Consider the following 15815-nt stretch of genomic DNA (forward strand, 5'->3'; position numbering starts at 1 on the left):
GGTTTGTTCATCGGGTTCTGGTAACATGAAACTTCGATGAAGACTGAGAAGGGCCGAGCCCCTATATCTTGTATGCCGTGCTCCCTTTTAGTATCTATGGCGCGTCCACTGGCCTGGCGATACAGCCCTTGGAGACGTAGCAGAGGAGGAAAGGACCGGTCATGACCGGTGCCGTACAGACCCACCCGGCGCTCGTCCTCAACGCTGACTTCCGTCCGTTGAGCTACTTCCCCCTGTCCCTCTGGTGCTGGCAGGACGCCATCAAGGCCGTGTTCCTGGACCGGGTGAACATCGTCTCCGAGTACGACACCGTGGTGCGCTCGCCGAGCTTCGAGATGAAGCTGCCCAGCGTGATCTCGCTGAAGCAGTACGTCAGCCTCGACCGGCGTCCCGCCTTCACGCGCTTCAACGTCTTCCTGCGCGACCGCTTCGAGTGCCAGTACTGCACCGAGGCGCTGCCGGCGGAGGACCTGACCTTCGACCACATCGTGCCGCGCTCGCGCGGCGGACGGACGTCCTGGGACAACGTCGTCACCGCCTGTCAGGAGTGCAATCTGATCAAGGGCAACAGGCTTCTGGAGGAGACCTGTATGACCCTCATGAGACCGGTGGAGGAGCCGACGACCTTTCAGCTCCAGCAAAACGGCCGTGCCTTCCCGCCAAACTTCCTCCACGAAAGTTGGCGGGATTTTCTTTATTGGGACAGCGAACTGGAGACCTGAGCGCGCGCCATTCTTTTCTTTTCCCCCTTGCGGGGGAGGAAGAAGACCATCGCCCTCTGGCTTCTCAAATCGTCATTGCCGGACTTGTTCCGGCAATCCATCGAAGTCCGGGTCTCGCTCTGTCCATGGACCCTCGGGACAAGCCCGAGGGTGACGATGTGGGTGGGAATGCGTTGTCCTCTGCGAGGCCAACACCATGATTTCGCTTTCTCCCCCGCCAGGGGGGAGATGGTTCGAGGGTGCCGGGACGAACGCCTAAATCCCCGCGCGTCAGAAGCGTTCCGAGAGCCAGATCGCCAGGCGGGAGCCGGCCTTGACGGCGCCGCTCAGGGCCTCGTAGGCAGGGGCCTCTTCGGCGCCGTGCTCCAGGCCGATGTCGCGGTGTTCCAGCTCTTCGGCGCGGAAGGTCTCGATGGTTTCCTTCAGGGGCGCGTCGTCCTCGCCGAGCTGTTCGGCCTGGCGGGCGTAGTGCTCGTCGATGACCTCCTCCACCGCCACGGTGCAGGCCATGGCCGCCTTCTCGCCCATCAGGGCGGTGGCCGCGCCCAGGGCGAAGCCGGCGACATGCCAGAGCGGCTGCAGCGCCGTCGGGCGGACACGCTTTTCCACCAACAGGCGCTCGAAGGTCTCCAGGTGTTTCAACTCCTGTTCGTGCATGTGGCGGATGGTCGGCGCCGAGGGCGACTGGCCGAGCACCGCGAGCTGGCCCTCGTAGATGCGCCGCGCGCCGTACTCCCCGGCGTGGTCGACCCGGATCATGCGGGCGAGGCGCTGGTCGTGAGTCAGATCGCCGGGCAGGTAAGTGTCCGCTGCGGGTCCGTCACGCTCCTCCGGCGATGGGGAGGAGGGCTGCGCCGGTGTACCTTTGTCGCTCATGACAGGGTCCTCTCGGCTGGGCTTTCGGGAACTCTCGCGGCCGCCCGGATGGCGAGCCCGGCGAGGACCAGCGAAGCGAGCACGTTGTAGCCGGCGATGGAGATCCCCAACAGCGACCAGGGCACCTCGTCGCAGGGGGCGAAGGGCTGGTCGAGCAGGAGCTGGCGCAGCTCCTCCACGCTGGCATCGGAGGGCAAACCCGGGGCGGTGCAGCCGGGCAGGCCCTCCCACCACTTCTGCTCCACCCCGACATGAAAGCCCGCGATGCCGGCGCCGGCCAGGAAGGCCGCGCCGCTGCCCAGCAGGGCAAGCCGGCGCAGGTCCGGGCGATCAGCCAGCAGCACCCCCAGGCCTGCCACCGCCAGCGCCGCGCCATAGGCATAGCGCTGATAGATGCAGAGCGCACAGGGGTGCAGCCCGCCCCAATACTGGGAGGCCAGCGCGGTCCCCAGGGCGCCGAGGCAGGCGGCGGCCAGCAGCAGCGGCCAGAAGCGCGGGTTCTGCGCCATCGAGGGGGCGGTGATCTCGGCCAGGGTCTCGATCCTCTTCGAGGTGTGTCCTCTGCCGGACAAACTTACTGCCAGCCGCCGCCTGGGCCAAGGCGCGTAGATGCCGCAGCGGGTTCGTCTCGACGGCGCCGGCCCGCTCCCCCGCCCGGCCACCCATAGGATGCTGGTGCTGGGTGGCCGGGCGGGGGAGCGGGCTGGAACCGATGCGACGTAAGTCGAAAACGCGCCCTAAAACAGATAGCGGATGGCGATGAAGCCGCCGAACAGCAGCACGAAGAAGAGGGTCGCCAGCAGCGGCAGGTGGCGCTCGATGAAAGCGCGGATCGGCGGGCCGAAATACCAGAGCAGGGCGGCCAGCAGGAAGAAGCGGGCCCCGCGGGAGAGCACCGAGGCGATCATGAAGACCATCAGGTCCAGGTTCATGACGCCCGAAGTGATGGTGATCACCTTGTAAGGGAAGGGGGTGAAGCCGGCGCCGGCGACGATCCAGGCACCCCATTCCTCATAGCCCTGCTGGAACTCCGCATAGCGGTCAAGGTAGCCGTAGAATTCGACGATGGGCTGGCCGACGGTGTCGAACAGTAGGGCGCCGATGGCGTAACCCGCCAGGCCGCCGGCCACCGAGGCCAGGGTGCAGACCGTGGCGATCAGCCAGGCGCGATGGCGCGCCGCCAGCACCATGGGGATGATCAGGATGTCGGGGGGAATGGGAAAGACCGAGGACTCGGCGAAGGAGATCACCGCCAGCGCCAAGAGGGCATGGCGATGGCCCGCCAGATCCATGGTCCAGTCGTAAAGACGCCGCAGCAAAAAGGCCCCCGCTTTGCCGGTTGCGCTCCGGGAGGCCCCACCACAAGCCCGCGTGCGGTCACGCGAAGGGCGCCCGGCGAGTGCCCGTGTAGCAGCGTCGCCCGGTCCGGGCAACCGGCTGATCTGCGGCTCGGTTCCGGCGGCTCTCAAAACGCTTTAGGCCCTTGAGGGCTTGGCGGCACCGGCCCGCTCCCCCGCCCGACCACCCATTAGGATACTGGCCCCTTGAACCAATCGGGGGGTGGTCGGGCGGGGGAGCGGGCTGGAACCGTTTCGACGTAAGTCCAAAATGCGTTAGCTTGGGAAATTCAGCCCAGTCAGGGCGCGGCTCCGCGGGACAGCATGCAGGAACACGCAGACGTTCTTTTCGCCAACGACGGCTTCTACGTCGCCTTTCAGACCAAGGACCTGGAGGCCATGGACCGGCTCTGGGCGGAGGACTTGCCGGTGGCCTGCATCCACCCGGGCTGGCCGGCGATCAGGGGCAGGGATGAGGTGATGCAGAGCTGGGCGGCCATCCTCTCCAACGCCGAGGCGCCGGCCATCACCTGCCGCGGCGCGCGGGCCTACCGTTATCGCAACAGCGCCTTCGTCACCTGCTACGAGCTGGTCGGCGACAGCCTCCTGGTGGCCACCAACGTCTTCGTGCGCCAGGCCGAGACCTGGAAGCTGGTCCACCATCAGGCCGGGCCCTGCAACGCCCCGCCGGGCGAACTGCCCGAAGACGAGGAGAGCAGCGTGCAGTAAGGGGTGATCGGCCACACCCCGGCAACAGCCCTGGCCGCAGCGGAGTGGCGGACCAATACCCCCTCACCCCGGCCCTCTCCCGCGTGGGGGAGAGGGAGAAACCAAGAGCCATGCCATCCCATCCTCGTCAGGGGGACAGGGAAGCTATTGAAGCGCATAAATAAATCTCCTCCCCCCTTGATGGGGGGAGGTCGGGAAGGGGGTGATTCTCGTGCGAGATAACCGCCTGTTTCTCTGGCCGGCAATTCTGTCCGGCCGTACGGAAGGCCGGCGCCGAAGTTGTGCGTGGCCTGCGCTCAGATCAGCTCGACGTGTTCCGCCATGGGGCCCTTCTGGCCCATGCGGGTCTGCAGGCGCACGCGCTGATTGGGCTCCAGCGCGCCGATGCCGAAGCGCTCCAGGGTGCGGCCGGACACGAAGACGTCCTTGCCGCCGTTGTCCGGGATCACGAAGCCGAAGCCCTTTTCCACGTTGAAGAACTTCACCCGGCCTTCGACCACCTCCGTCGCGCCCTCGCCCATCGGCTCACCGGCCGCGGGGGCCGAGACGACGCGGTGGATCTCCGCCACCTGCAGGCCCTTGCGGCCCTGCATCAGGTCGCAGACGATCTCCGTGCCCTCGACGAAATCGCGGTTGCCCGATCGTTCCACCACCGAGATATGGAGAAAGGCGTCCGGGGCGCCTTCGTTCAATTGGACAAATCCAAAGCCCTTGGTCGCGTTGAACCACTTGACCACGGCAGTGACTTCGCGGTGAGTGATCTCCTGCGACTCGAAATCACGGTCATTCATTCCTACGGCTACTCCACAACGCTACGTCTTCGCCCCCAAGCCCTTGCCCCGTTTTCGAACCGGGGTCTCGTCGGCCCGTCCTTGCGGGAAGCCGTTACCCGCCGCGCCCGCCGGACGCGCATCCCCAGAGGCGCATCCTTCGGTCAGCCCATCGTTTCGCTGGAAAACAAGCGCTCAGCCGGACCGCGCCTGGGCGGGGCCGGCCGCTCGTCCCCTCTGCCACGATTACGCCCACGATTACGCATGGTGGCGATGCCGGGTATCTTCCCATCTTGGCGCCGGATTAGCCCGCGCGGGGCCCGCGCCGGCGCCTATCCGTCATCAAACTTCCCCAATCGTCCCGCTCTCCCGGAGGTCCGCCGTTTCGGCCCTCCTTCTGCCGGCGCCACCCTCTTAACGGGAGTGTCGCCGGGTCACGCTGCACCGCCGAACGCCGATCCGCCGCCTTCGCGGCTTGACAGATGATCAATTTGTGCCATGCGGCATGACCGTTCCATTTAAGCCTGACTCTTAACCTAGTTCCATAGAAAAGCGTGGAGCGATGCAATCCCAGCGGTTCCGACCGCCGCAAGCCCTACAAAATGTTGGGTTTCAAGGCCTCCGAGGACCGAGACCGTGCCGCCCGCGTGCCACAGACCGGTTGCCAAGCCCGCCCGCGCGGCTATGATGCGCCGCGCCAAAACCCGGGGAGGCGCTCCCTCCTCATACGGTGGCATGCCCCTAAGGCGTGCAGGTGGCCCCTGTGGCGGAATTGGTAGACGCGACAGACTCAAAATCTGTTTCTCGCAAGGGAGTGCCTGTTCGAGTCAGGCCAGGGGCACCAAACGAGGTCGTCCGATAAGTCTTCGGACAATTTGACGGCAGCGCGACGGTGCGTCTCGTGGAAGGCCATCCCGTCCGCACCACCTCCACTATTGCACTTTCAGTCGCGGCTTGCTTGGAATCACCGGGCTGCGGCCTAGTTGGTTGCTGGGGTATGGGGGCCGGCCGGACGGCCGGCCTTGAGAGAGAGCGGGAGTGGGTGATGAACAGCAAGGTACAGTCGGTGCGCGAGGTCCTGGCGCAGGAGCGTGAGGCGGCGGCGGCCCGCCGGCCGGACCGGGCCGAGGCGGAGGAGGCGGTGCGCACTCTCTTACGCTGGGCCGGCGACGACCCGAACCGCGAGGGGCTCCTGGCCACGCCGGAGCGGGTGGTGCGCGCCTATGAGGAGTTCTTCGGCGGTTACCTCGTCGATCCCATCGAGATGCTGCAGCGGACCTTCGAGGAGACCGACGGATACGACGAGATGGTGCTGCTGCGCGACATCCGCTTCGAAAGCCACTGCGAGCATCACCTGGCGCCCATCATCGGTGTCGCCCATGTCGCCTATTTCCCGCGCACCCGGGTGGTTGGCATCTCCAAGCTGGCCCGGGTGGTGGAGGTCTATGCCCGGCGCCTGCAGATCCAGGAGAAGATGACCGCCCAGATCGCCAACACCATCGAGGCGGTGCTGCAGCCCCACGGCGTTGCCGTGGTGATCGAGGCCACCCACCAGTGCATGACCACCCGCGGCGTCCACAAGCCCGGCGTCACCATGGTCACAAGCCGCATGCTGGGCGCCTTCCGCAAGGACCCCAAGACACGCCAGGAATTCCTCGGCATGATCGGCAAGTAGACGGCGTACGGCCCGCCCTCATGCCGCACGACGTACACCCCGACAGACAGCTCAACGTACGCGAGGACCCGCAGCAAGGCGCGGCGGCGGAGCCGCCTCCCGAGCCGGCGATGCCGCGGGCGGCGCTGATCACCGGCGGCGCCCGGCGCATCGGCGCGGCGCTGGCCCGCGACCTGGCGGCCCGGGGTTGGGCGGTCGCCGTGCACTACCGCAGCTCCGAAGGCGCGGCCAAGGCCCTTTGCCGGGAGGTGGGCGAGGCCGGCGGCGCGGCCGCGGCCCTGCGCGCCGACCTGCGCGACGAGGCGGACCTCGCCGGACTGGTGGCGGCGGCGCAACGGACGGTGGGGCCGCTGGGGCTGCTGATCAACAACGCCTCGGTCTTCGACTACGACGACCTCGCAACCGCCGACCGCTCCTCCTGGCAGCAGCATCTGGAGACCAACCTGCGCGCGCCCTTCGCGCTCACCCAGGCCTTTGCCGAGGCCCTGCCGTCGCAGGCCCGGGGCCTGGTGGTCAACATGATCGATTCCCGGGTCTGGAACCTCTCGCCGCGCTATGTCAGCTACACCCTCTCCAAGTCCGGGCTCTGGACCCTCACCCGGACCCTGGCCCAGGCCCTGGCCCCGCGCATCCGGGTGAACGGGATCGGTTTGGGCCCGACGCTGCCCGCCAACGGCCAGAGCGAGGCGGACTTCGCGGAGCGCTGCCGCCGCCTGCCGCTGGCGCGTCCGCCCAGTCTGTCCGAGGTCTCCGCGGCCCTGCAGTTCCTGTTGGAGGCTCGCTCCGTCACCGGTCAGATGCTGGCCCTCGACGGCGGCGACCACCTCACCACCGCCGTCGGCGCGCCGGATGGCGCCGGTTGAGCCCGAACACTCGCGTTCGCCTCACCGCCTTGTGACTCGCTGTTGGGGGCACCGCCGGGGATGGCGCCCCAGATTCTTGCGTAGATCACCGAAAGGCCAGTGTCGCTTGGCCGCCCAAGCGGCGGCCGACCGCGGGCCTGACCGGCAACGCAAGGAAAGGAGGCAGTCATGGCTGCCCATCGAACCACCGCGACGGCCCTCGGCGCCGTTCTGGCAACTTTGGTCCTTGCCCTCACCCTCGGGTCGGCGGCGCCGGCCTCGGCCGGCGTCACGCTGGGTGCCCAGATCGCGTCCGGCACGGCGACGCATCTGCAGGACGGAGAGGTGCTGCTGCACAAGGCCCACCACCGAACCCTGCGCAAGGGGCACGGCCACAAGCACGTCAAGCGCCACGGCCACCACAGCCACCGCTTTCACAAGCACCGCAAGTTTCACGGGGGTCATTTTCGCGGGGGTCATTTTCACGGAAAGCGGCACTTCCATGGCGGGCGCAAGCTGCACCGCAAAGGCGTCGTCCGGCACCATGGGCGCCACGCCTGCCACGATGTGGTGAAGGTCGGCGTCTATCGCGGCCACAAGGCGCTGCTCGGCGGCGTCATGTGCTACGACCGCCACGGCCGCGGCTACATCCTGCAGGGCAGCCGCCACCTGGTGCGCTACCTTCACAGGTAGGAGTGTTGTTGCTCCTCAGACTCGAAAACGCATCACCGGCTCGCCGAGCACGTCTTCGCGCGGGGTGATGCCGAGGCCCGACGCCCGGCTGGCGGCGAAGGTGCCCTCGGACCGCTGCGGTGCGCCCTCGGCGATGGAGCGGGTGACGTAGCTGTTGAAATCGGTGGCAGTGAAGCGAAAGGCTTCCGGCGTCGAATGGGCCAGGGCGGCGATGGCGGCCGTCGTGATGTCGCCGCCCCAACTGTCCTCGATGGTCATGGCAAGCCCCAGGCTGACGCAGAGGTCACGGAGCTGGCGGGCCCTGGTCAGGCCGCCCACCTTGCTGAGCTTGATGTTCACCGCGTCCATGGCGCCGTCGCGCTGGGCGCGCAGCAGGCTCTCCACATCGCCGATGAACTCGTCCAGCACGAAGGGCCGGGCACAGGCGCGGCGCACGCTGAGACACTCCTCGTAGCCGAGGCAGGGCTGTTCGATATAGACGTCGAGGCCGCGCACGGCATCGACCACGCGGCGCGCCTGATGGGGCAGCCAGCCGGTGTTGGCGTCGGCCACCAGGATGTCGCCGCCGGTGAGGGCCGCGGCAGCCGCCTCGATCCGCTGGATATCCTCGTCCGGGTCGCCACCGACCTTGAGCTGGAAGCGCCGATAGCCCTCCGCCCGGTATTGGGCGACCCGTGCGGCCATGGCCTCCGGCCGGTCCTGGGAGATCGCCCGGTAAAGCGACACGCTCTCGCCGAAGCGCCCGCCGAGCAGCGCATGGACCGGCAGCTCCGTCACCTGCCCCAGGAGGTCCCAGCAAGCCATGTCCAGCGCCGACTTGGCCGCCGGCTGGCCCTTCAGGGTTTGGTCCATGGTCAGATAAACCGTATCGATGCCGCGCGGGTCGGCGCCCAGCAGCGCCGGGGCCAGCTCGGCGAGGGCGGCGCGGACACCGGCGGCGAAGACCGGCAGATAGACGGGCCCCAGAGGGCAGACCTCGCCGTGGCCGGTCAGGCCGTTGTCGCAGACCAGGCGGACGACGGTGGAATCGAAGACGTCCACCGACTTGCCGCCGGCCCAGCTGTAGCGGCCCTCGTGCAGCGGCAGGTCGACCTGAAAGACGTCGATGCGGATGATCTTCATGGCGGGGTCCCCTGGGTCGCGAGGGTGCCATCTTGCCGCCGGAGGGGCGCTCTTGTCACCGCCGCCGCCCCGCCGCTTGCCGCTGCGCCCCGGCGGAGCCTGCGCCTCTTAGGAATTCAAACCGGCGTCTTTTGTGCCTATCATGACGGGTCAAGATTGTGGAGCCGCTCTTTGGATCAAACTAAGATGGCGCCGGGCCGCAGCCTGCTGCTGGGCGCCGAACACCAGCTACGTCAGCCGTTCAACGCCATAAGCCTTCTGATCGGCGAACTTAGCCAAGGCGTTTCCGGGCGCGACCGCGACGCCGTCATCGAGGACCTGCGTTATGCGCTGCGCCTCAGCAGCAGCTGGCTGGATTCGCTGGTCGAGCTCGAGAAGGTCGGGCAGGGGCAGATTGCATCGCAACCGCACAACCTCCTCCTGTCCGATCTCCTGGCCCGTCTGCAGGATCACTACGTCCAGCGCTTTGCGGAACTGAAGCTCCGGTTCCGGGTGGTGCGCAGCCACCAGATCGTGCGCGCTGACGGCGCGCTCGTGCAGCGCATTCTCGCGATCCTGCTGGACAACGCGGCGAAGTTCACCCACCAGGGCGGGGTGCTGCTGGGATGCCGCCGGCAGGAGGGCGCGGTCAGGCTTGAGGTCTGGGACACTGGGCCGGGGATCGCGGCCGACATGCAGGAAAGGGTCTTCGAGCCCTTCTTCCGGCTGGAGAACGAGGTGCGCCCGCGCGAACGGGGCCTCGGCCTCGGCCTGCCCCTTGCGCAGGGCCTGGCGGCACTGTCCGGCGCAGAGATCGGACTCACCTCCCGCCCCGGCGGCGGCAGCTGCTTTCACCTGACCCTGCCCACCGCGGTCCCGCGGCCTGCACCGCGTGCGGCGGAGGGGGGCGGTTCAGGAGATTACAACGTTTCCACCAATCCCCTGGAGGGAACGCGGGTGCTGGTGGTGGACTGCGAGGACGCGGATATGCTGTGCCAACACTTTGCTCTGTGGGGCGCTGTGATAGACCGTGTGCCGGCGGGCCGGGCAGCCCTGGCCGACGGACTGGCGGCCGGCCCGGCCCTATTGATCTCCGAGCAGGACACCTTCGTCGCCTGCGGGGGCTGGAGTGTGATGGCGGCGGCTCAGCGCGGGCAGATGGCGGACACGGCCCTGATCCTGCTGGGGGAACAACGCCCGGAGAGCGAACCCAAGGCGGCAAAGGGCAGACTGCACCTGCTGGCCCGCCCGGTGAAGCCGGCCCGGCTGCGTGCCCTCAGCCTCTTTGCGATCAGTACCCGGTGACTACGACCCGGTGGTCATAGCCCTGGGCATTACCCGACGACCATTGCCACGAACCGCGGCCGATCGCTCGGTCGCCGATGCGGTGAGATTCGGGCCCCTAAGGGGCCGGGCTCAGAAGTTGGCGGCTTCCGCCTCGTCCTCGACGGCTCTCGCCTGGGCCGCGGCGCTGATCGCCGCCTGGGTGCGGCTGTCCAGGTTCAGGCGCTTGACGATGGCCGAGACATGGACCCTGACGGTGTGCTCGGAGAGCCCCAAGGCCTCCGCCACCTGGGCATTCGACATGCCCTGACCCAAAAGCTTGTAGACCTGAAGCTGCCGCTTGGTCAGGGCTGTGGCCACGTCCTCCAGAGACTTCTCGTTGCCGAAGGCATAGACCGCCTGCTTCTTGGCCGGGTTGCGCTGTTCCAGAAGGCGCCGCGGGAAAGCGACGCCGCCGGCCAGCACGGTCTGCAGGGCGGAGGTCACTTCGTCGCTTTGCGACGACTTGGGAATGTAGCCCATGGCCCCAGCCTCGATGCAGCGCAGGATTTCATCCCTATCTTCGATGGCGGACATCACCACCACCGGCACCTGGGGCAGGCACTCCCGGATGGCGCGCAGTCCTTCGAAGCGCTTCATGCCCGGCATCAACAGGTCCAGCAGTATCAGATCCAAGTCTGGATTGGCCGACGCCAGATCCAAGGCTTGGCGGAAGTCGGCCGCTTCCAGTAGCTCGCTGCCGCGCTCCAACCGATCGATTAGATGTTTTGCAGCGCTGCGAGTAATCCAATGATCGTCGGCGTAAAGGACCTTCATGATTTAGTCATTCCTGATTTGATTGCTGCTGCACGTGGAAGATATACCTTCCTTCCATTTTGTTATGGCCATGCCCAATTCGCGAGATAAACGAGATGGCAAGATAGCCCGCCGGGATCACGATAACCCACAACTAGCAGAGCAGTTAGTCATTCGATTCTGCAGAGCAACTATTTTCCGGTCTTTCGAAGAATTATCAACCAGAAAACATGGGTTCACCTTTGCGTTTTTTAGGAATTCCGCCAACAAACCCGATATCCACAGCCTCGGAACTCAATATATCCGGCACCTCGGGAGGCATCGAGCCTGCAACTTTTGGTTTATTTTTGACAGTTGCGCCCTTGCTGCAAACAGTGCGGTCGGACACTCCGACTAGCCATTCTCGGTAAGCAAGGCAATGAATTGATCAACACTGACCGGTTTTCTCAAGAGGCGCAGGCCGGCCTCCGAAACGGCCGCCGAGATCTCGCTCGAGGAATCGCCGGTCAGGATGACGCCTCTCACACGGCCCCCCATTTGCGCGAGCACGGCCTGGGTGGCGGCAAGGCCACTTTCGTCCGGCGTGAGCCAGTAGTCCGCGACGACCCAGTCGGGTGTAAGGTCCGCTGAACGCAGCACTTCCAGTGCCTGGCCGCTGCCGGAGGCCACGACGACCTGGGCGCCGAGCCCGCGCAGCAGGCGTTCCGTCGCCCGCCTGACGAGGTCGTCGTCTTCGAACAGCACGATCGTCTTCCCGGCGAGGGGGGAGCGGTTTGGGGTTCGGTCGCTTTCTTCGCCGCTGCTGGCCACAGTCGTCATCCGGTCCATCCTTTCTCGCCCGATTCTCCGGCGCGCGTGGCTGGCGTCCGCCCGTGCTGCCAAGCCGGCCAATCCGGCGAGGACTATGTCAATGATACAACCTTTTGGCGTTTGGCCAAAATACACGCACGCCTAAGTCGCCGATCCGGTCCGGGCCGCCAGTGGTCCGCGGGCAAGACCAGTTGGCGATCGGACGTTTTTGACAGTGACCTTTTGTACTATAGGACAGCAAGCCTGTATTGGACCGCAAGCCTTCTTTCGGCGCCGCGCGGGTCCGCCCCAATTTCCCGAATCCGGATTTTGGCCCTCAGCCAGGTTCTTGCATTGGCGGCGAGGCTGTGAGAGGCCTTGGCCCGATTGTTCCACCGCGACGCCCCGCGGCCCGCGCAGCCGGACAGCCTGATGACGCTCACTCTCTACGGTCTCAAGACCTGCGACAGCTGCCGCAAGGCGGTCGCGTTTTTGAAGGCGCGGGACTGCTCCCCGCAGTTTCATGATCTGCGTGCCGACGGTCTTGACGAAGACATGCTGGATCGCTGGATCGGCGTGGTGGGTTGGGAAGCGCTGCTGAACCGGCGCAGCACCACCTGGCGCGCGCTGCCCGATGGAGCCAAGGAGGGACTGGACCCGGCAGGGGCCAGGCGTCTGCTGCTGGACAATCCGACCCTGGTTAAGCGGCCGGTCATCGCGCTGGGCGACCTGCTGCTTGTCGGGTTTGCTGCCGCCCAGCAGGCGGCGCTGGTCGAGGCCTTGGAGAGTCGTGGGGCGGCAGCCGGCTGAGGTTCGGGTGGCGGGCAGCGCCGCAGTTGCCGGCAGGCGATCCAGTCGCCCGTTCGCGTCCTGCTGTTGGCGCGATTCCGACAGCAGCGCCCCAGGGGCGCAGGCATAAGCGAGAGATCGAGGCGCAATGGCAGGATCCCCGATGTTGGCAGCCGTCCGCTCCGCCTGGGCGCTTTTCGTCGGCCTCGGCATGATCATGCTGGGCAACGGGCTCCAGAATTCCCTGCTTGGCATCCGCGCGACGGCCGAGGCCTTCACGACTGAAACCACCGGTTGGGTGATGTCCGGCTATTTTCTTGGCTTTCTTGCCGGGGCCGTGGTCACGCCCAAGGTCGTCGGCAACGTCGGCCATGTCAGGGTCTTTGCCGCCCTGGCCTCCACCGCGTCGACGGCGGCGTTGGTCCATGCGGTCTTCGTCGACCCCTGGACCTGGGGCTGCATGCGGGTGGTGACCGGTTTCTGCTATGCCGGGCTCTACATCGTCGCCGAGTCCTGGCTGAACGACCGCGCCACCAACGAAACCCGCGGCTCCATGCTCTCGGTCTACATGCTGGTGGTGCTGGGCGGCGTCGCCGGCGGGCAGTTCCTGCTCAACCTCTCCGACCCGAACAGCTTCGTGCTCTTCGTCCTGGCCTCGGTGCTGGTGTCTCTCGCGCTGGTGCCGATTTCGGTCTCCGTCGGGTCGGCCCCCGATTTCTCGGCCCCCACGCCGGTGGGGATCCGCGCCCTCTTCCGGGCCTCGCCGCTGGGTGTCGTCGGGTCCTGGGGGACCGGGGTTTCCAACGGCGCGCTGTTCTCCATGGGGGCGGTCTATGCCGGGCTCATCGGACTGGAGGTCTCGCAGATCGCGGTCTTCGTCGGCATGGTGATCATCGGCGGGATGGCGTTTCAGTGGCCCATCGGTCGCCTTTCCGACAAGTTGGACCGGCGCCGCGTACTGGCCGGGGTCACCTTTTCGGCGGCCTTCATCGGTTTCGTCGCGCCGATCTTCTCCGGCGGCAATCTGATCGGGCTCTACGCCATTGCCTTCCTGCTCGGCGGCATGAGCTTTCCCATGTATTCGCTCTGTCTGGCCCACACCAACGATTACCTGACGCCCAAGCAGATGGTTGCCGCCAGCGGCACGCTCATGCTGGTGAACGGAACCGGAGCGATCTTCGGACCGATCGTGATCTCGCAGCTCATGGGCCGGATCGGGCCCGACGGCTTTTTCATCCTGATCGGCATTGTCCATGCCGCCATCGGCGTCTTCGCGCTCTACCGCATGGCACGGCGCGCCTCGGTGCCGCTGCGCGAACAGGGGCCCAGCATACCGGTGGCCACCTCCTTGAACGCGCCCACCGCGACCCTGCCGATGGATGCCTACCGGGATCACAGGGACCGCGATCTGGCCGCCATGGCCGTCGGCAGCCGCCCGCGCCGTTAGCAGATATCCGGCTTCCGTCGAATCGGTTCCTGCCTGTGTGCGACCGGCCCATGACCGCCCCCCTGGGTCGGCGGGGTTTGCTCATGCAAATCCCTTGGGCACTGCAAAAAAATGCCTAATCCTAAGGCAAATTTTACCAAACAGAGTGATACTTTCGCTGTCTTCGCATCCGCGAATTCGCACTTGCGAAGCGGTAAATGATCCACTAAGGTATTCATAACAATATTGCGACACGGCTGGGTAGAAAGAAATATAATTTCAATGGTAGAGGGCGTGATCTGATGAGGGAAAAGCACGGCTACTTCATCGAGGACCTGTCGGAGGGGATGACGGCGGTTTTCGCGAAGACGGTCAGCGAGGCGGACATCACCATGTTCGCCGGCATTTCCGGGGACACCAATCCGGTGCATCTGGACCAGAGCTTTGCCGAGCAGACCATGTTTTCGGGGCGCATCGCCCACGGCATGCTGTCCGCCAGCTTCATCTCCACGGTCTTCGGCACCCGCCTGCCGGGGCCGGGCTGCATCTACCTGCGCCAGGACCTGCGCTTCAAGGCGCCGGTGAAGGTCGGCGATACCGTTGAGGCCCGGGTCACGGTCAAGGAGATCCAGGCCGAGAAAAAGCGCGTCGTCTTCGACACGGTCTGCTCGGTGGTGGGCGGTCGTGTCGTCCTTGAAGGCGAAGCGACCCTGATGGTTCACAGCCGCCAGGACCTGCCCGTCTCTCCGGAAGAACCGCAGGCCGCCGAGTAACCCCCTCCGAGCCGTCGCAGGACCTCGTTTCTCACCCGCATCACGGCCGCGGCGCGCTCTGAAGGCTGCAAGAGCGCTACCCACAGCCTTTCCGGCGCGCTATCTTCTCGCCGCAATCGCGAATCCGCTGGGCCGTGACGATCGCCAGGTCGGTGCCTCCTGTTTGCGATCGTCGATTTTGGTGTTTTCGTTCACGTGAGACCGCGTTCTCTCCGGTAGACTTGAGGCTCCAGGCCGGCCCAGCCCATGGCAATTTTCCGACACAGCAGCGAGATTCCCGACGAGGCCAAGGGCTGCGTGGTCGTCATCGGCAACTTCGACGGCGTCCACAAGGGCCACCAGACGCTCCTGGCCGATGCCCGCCGCGCCGCCGAGGGGTTGGGCGCACCGCTGGCCGTGCTGACCTTCGAGCCGCACCCCCGCTCTGTCTTTCGGGCGGACGATCCGCCCTTCCGCCTGACCTCCCTGCGCTCGAAGGCCCATGCGCTTCAGGATTTCGGCGTCGACCACCTCTTCGTACTGCACTTCGACCGCGCCTTTTCGCAGAAGCCTGCCGAGGCCTTCGTCGAGGAGATTCTCTGCGCCGACCTGGCGGCGCGCCACGTGGTGGTCGGCTGGGATTTCTGCTTCGGGCATATGCGCCGGGGCAACGTCACCCTGCTGAAGTCCATGGGCGCCAGGCTCGGCTTCGGCCTGACCGCCGTGGACCCGGTGATGACGGCCACCGGGGATGTCCACTCCTCTTCGATCATCCGCCGCCACCTGCGCGAGGGCCGGCCGCGCGAGGCGGCCCAACTGCTGGGCCGGCCCTGGGAGATCGAGGGGCGGGTCGAGAAGGGCGACCAGCGCGGCCGCAGCATCGGCTTTCCCACCGCCAACCTGGCCCTCGGCGACTATCTCTGCCCGCAGCTCGGCGTCTATGCCGTCTATGCCGGCCGTGACCCCGGGGTGGAGCACGGCGAGGAAACCGCCTGGGCGGCGGCGGTGGCCAACCTGGGACGGCGGCCCACGGTGGCCGGCGAGGATCTGCGCCTGGAGGTGCATCTCTTCGATTTCACCGGCGATCTCTACGGCGAGACCCTGCGGGTGCGGCTCATCGAGTTCCTGCGTCCTGAAAAGAAGTTTGACGGACTTGAGGCTTTGCAGGCACAAATCGCCCTCGATTGCGATCAGGCCCGGGCAATTCTGGCCGAGCTGGGCCCGAACTGAGATCC

At 66.3% G+C, this 15815-nt stretch carries 18 protein-coding genes and 1 tRNA gene; 11 read left to right on the plus strand and 8 right to left on the minus strand.

What is annotated here, in order from left to right; translation table 11 throughout:
- Positions 1 to 161: 161 nt before the first annotated feature.
- The gene (locus Q0996_RS20415) at positions 162 to 722 is read left to right on the plus strand and encodes an HNH endonuclease (protein WP_299624158.1); all 561 of its coding nucleotides are present in this window, start codon (positions 162 to 164) and stop codon (positions 720 to 722) included.
- A gap of 270 nt (positions 723 to 992) precedes the next feature.
- Here Q0996_RS20415 and Q0996_RS20420 read toward each other — a convergent pair whose 3' ends face one another.
- From Q0996_RS20420 to Q0996_RS20430, 3 genes are all read right to left on the minus strand, one after another.
- The gene (locus Q0996_RS20420; protein ID WP_322096770.1) at positions 993 to 1481 is read right to left on the minus strand and encodes a demethoxyubiquinone hydroxylase family protein; all 489 of its coding nucleotides are present in this window, start codon (positions 1479 to 1481) and stop codon (positions 993 to 995) included.
- Between the two features lie 113 nt (positions 1482 to 1594).
- Positions 1595 to 2170, minus strand: a complete 576-nt coding sequence (locus Q0996_RS20425) for a disulfide bond formation protein B (protein ID WP_299624164.1) — start codon at positions 2168 to 2170, stop codon at positions 1595 to 1597.
- A 165-nt stretch (positions 2171 to 2335) separates the two neighbouring features.
- Positions 2336 to 2917: a YqaA family protein gene (locus tag Q0996_RS20430; protein WP_299624167.1), complete on the minus strand. Its 582-nt coding sequence runs from the start codon at positions 2915 to 2917 to the stop codon at positions 2336 to 2338.
- A 342-nt stretch (positions 2918 to 3259) separates the two neighbouring features.
- Between Q0996_RS20430 and Q0996_RS20435 the strand changes: the two genes are divergently transcribed.
- Positions 3260 to 3664 carry a nuclear transport factor 2 family protein gene (locus Q0996_RS20435; protein WP_299624170.1) on the plus strand — a complete coding sequence of 135 codons (405 nt, stop codon included), beginning with the start codon at positions 3260 to 3262 and terminating at the stop codon, positions 3662 to 3664.
- Between the two features lie 296 nt (positions 3665 to 3960).
- Here Q0996_RS20435 and Q0996_RS20440 read toward each other — a convergent pair whose 3' ends face one another.
- Positions 3961 to 4455 (minus strand): cold-shock protein, encoded by a 495-nt coding sequence (locus tag Q0996_RS20440; RefSeq protein ID WP_299624172.1) that lies wholly within the window; start codon positions 4453 to 4455, stop codon positions 3961 to 3963.
- Between the two features lie 736 nt (positions 4456 to 5191).
- Here Q0996_RS20440 and Q0996_RS20445 point away from each other — a divergent pair.
- The 4 genes from Q0996_RS20445 to Q0996_RS20460 all read left to right on the plus strand — a co-directional run bounded on the left by Q0996_RS20445 (position 5192) and on the right by Q0996_RS20460 (position 7644).
- A tRNA-Leu gene (locus tag Q0996_RS20445) sits at positions 5192 to 5278 on the plus strand.
- Positions 5279 to 5479: 201 nt separating this feature from the next.
- On the plus strand, positions 5480 to 6109 hold the full coding sequence (gene folE / locus Q0996_RS20450; protein ID WP_299624175.1) for a GTP cyclohydrolase I FolE: 630 nt from the start codon (positions 5480 to 5482) through the stop codon (positions 6107 to 6109).
- Positions 6110 to 6219: 110 nt separating this feature from the next.
- Positions 6220 to 6972, plus strand: a complete 753-nt coding sequence (locus Q0996_RS20455) for an SDR family oxidoreductase (RefSeq protein WP_299624230.1) — start codon at positions 6220 to 6222, stop codon at positions 6970 to 6972.
- A 168-nt stretch (positions 6973 to 7140) separates the two neighbouring features.
- A complete protein-coding gene (locus tag Q0996_RS20460; RefSeq protein ID WP_299624177.1) occupies positions 7141 to 7644 on the plus strand; it encodes a hypothetical protein in 504 nt (167 codons plus the stop codon).
- A 15-nt stretch (positions 7645 to 7659) separates the two neighbouring features.
- On the opposite strand, the gene Q0996_RS20465 is transcribed toward Q0996_RS20460, so the two are convergent.
- Complete coding sequence (locus Q0996_RS20465) at positions 7660 to 8766, minus strand: cis-3-hydroxy-L-proline dehydratase (protein ID WP_299624180.1); 1107 nt, start codon at positions 8764 to 8766, stop codon at positions 7660 to 7662.
- Between the two features lie 171 nt (positions 8767 to 8937).
- Here Q0996_RS20465 and Q0996_RS20470 point away from each other — a divergent pair, with 171 nt between their 5' ends.
- Positions 8938 to 10050 (plus strand): sensor histidine kinase KdpD, encoded by a 1113-nt coding sequence (locus Q0996_RS20470; RefSeq protein ID WP_299624183.1) that lies wholly within the window; start codon positions 8938 to 8940, stop codon positions 10048 to 10050.
- Between the two features lie 111 nt (positions 10051 to 10161).
- On the opposite strand, the gene Q0996_RS20475 is transcribed toward Q0996_RS20470, so the two are convergent.
- The 3 genes from Q0996_RS20475 to Q0996_RS20485 all read right to left on the minus strand — a co-directional run bounded on the left by Q0996_RS20475 (position 10162) and on the right by Q0996_RS20485 (position 11643).
- On the minus strand, positions 10162 to 10845 hold the full coding sequence (locus tag Q0996_RS20475; RefSeq protein ID WP_299624186.1) for a response regulator transcription factor: 684 nt from the start codon (positions 10843 to 10845) through the stop codon (positions 10162 to 10164).
- A gap of 196 nt (positions 10846 to 11041) precedes the next feature.
- The gene (locus tag Q0996_RS20480) at positions 11042 to 11212 is read right to left on the minus strand and encodes a hypothetical protein (RefSeq protein ID WP_299624189.1); all 171 of its coding nucleotides are present in this window, start codon (positions 11210 to 11212) and stop codon (positions 11042 to 11044) included.
- Between the two features lie 5 nt (positions 11213 to 11217).
- Positions 11218 to 11643, minus strand: coding sequence for a response regulator (locus Q0996_RS20485; protein WP_299624191.1), 426 nt, complete (start codon positions 11641 to 11643; stop codon positions 11218 to 11220).
- A 402-nt stretch (positions 11644 to 12045) separates the two neighbouring features.
- Here Q0996_RS20485 and Q0996_RS20490 point away from each other — a divergent pair, with 402 nt between their 5' ends.
- From Q0996_RS20490 to Q0996_RS20505, 4 genes are all read left to right on the plus strand, one after another.
- Positions 12046 to 12423, plus strand: coding sequence for a Spx/MgsR family RNA polymerase-binding regulatory protein (locus tag Q0996_RS20490; RefSeq protein WP_299624194.1), 378 nt, complete (start codon positions 12046 to 12048; stop codon positions 12421 to 12423).
- Positions 12424 to 12565: 142 nt separating this feature from the next.
- On the plus strand, positions 12566 to 13849 hold the full coding sequence (locus Q0996_RS20495; protein ID WP_299624196.1) for an MFS transporter: 1284 nt from the start codon (positions 12566 to 12568) through the stop codon (positions 13847 to 13849).
- A gap of 281 nt (positions 13850 to 14130) precedes the next feature.
- Positions 14131 to 14601, plus strand: coding sequence for a MaoC family dehydratase (locus Q0996_RS20500; RefSeq protein WP_299624198.1), 471 nt, complete (start codon positions 14131 to 14133; stop codon positions 14599 to 14601).
- A gap of 246 nt (positions 14602 to 14847) precedes the next feature.
- Positions 14848 to 15810, plus strand: coding sequence for a bifunctional riboflavin kinase/FAD synthetase (locus tag Q0996_RS20505; protein WP_299624200.1), 963 nt, complete (start codon positions 14848 to 14850; stop codon positions 15808 to 15810).
- Positions 15811 to 15815: the final 5 nt, after the last annotated feature.

This window comes from Pelagibius sp. (assembly GCF_028289705.1).
Taxonomy (GTDB): domain Bacteria; phylum Pseudomonadota; class Alphaproteobacteria; order Kiloniellales; family Kiloniellaceae; genus Pelagibius.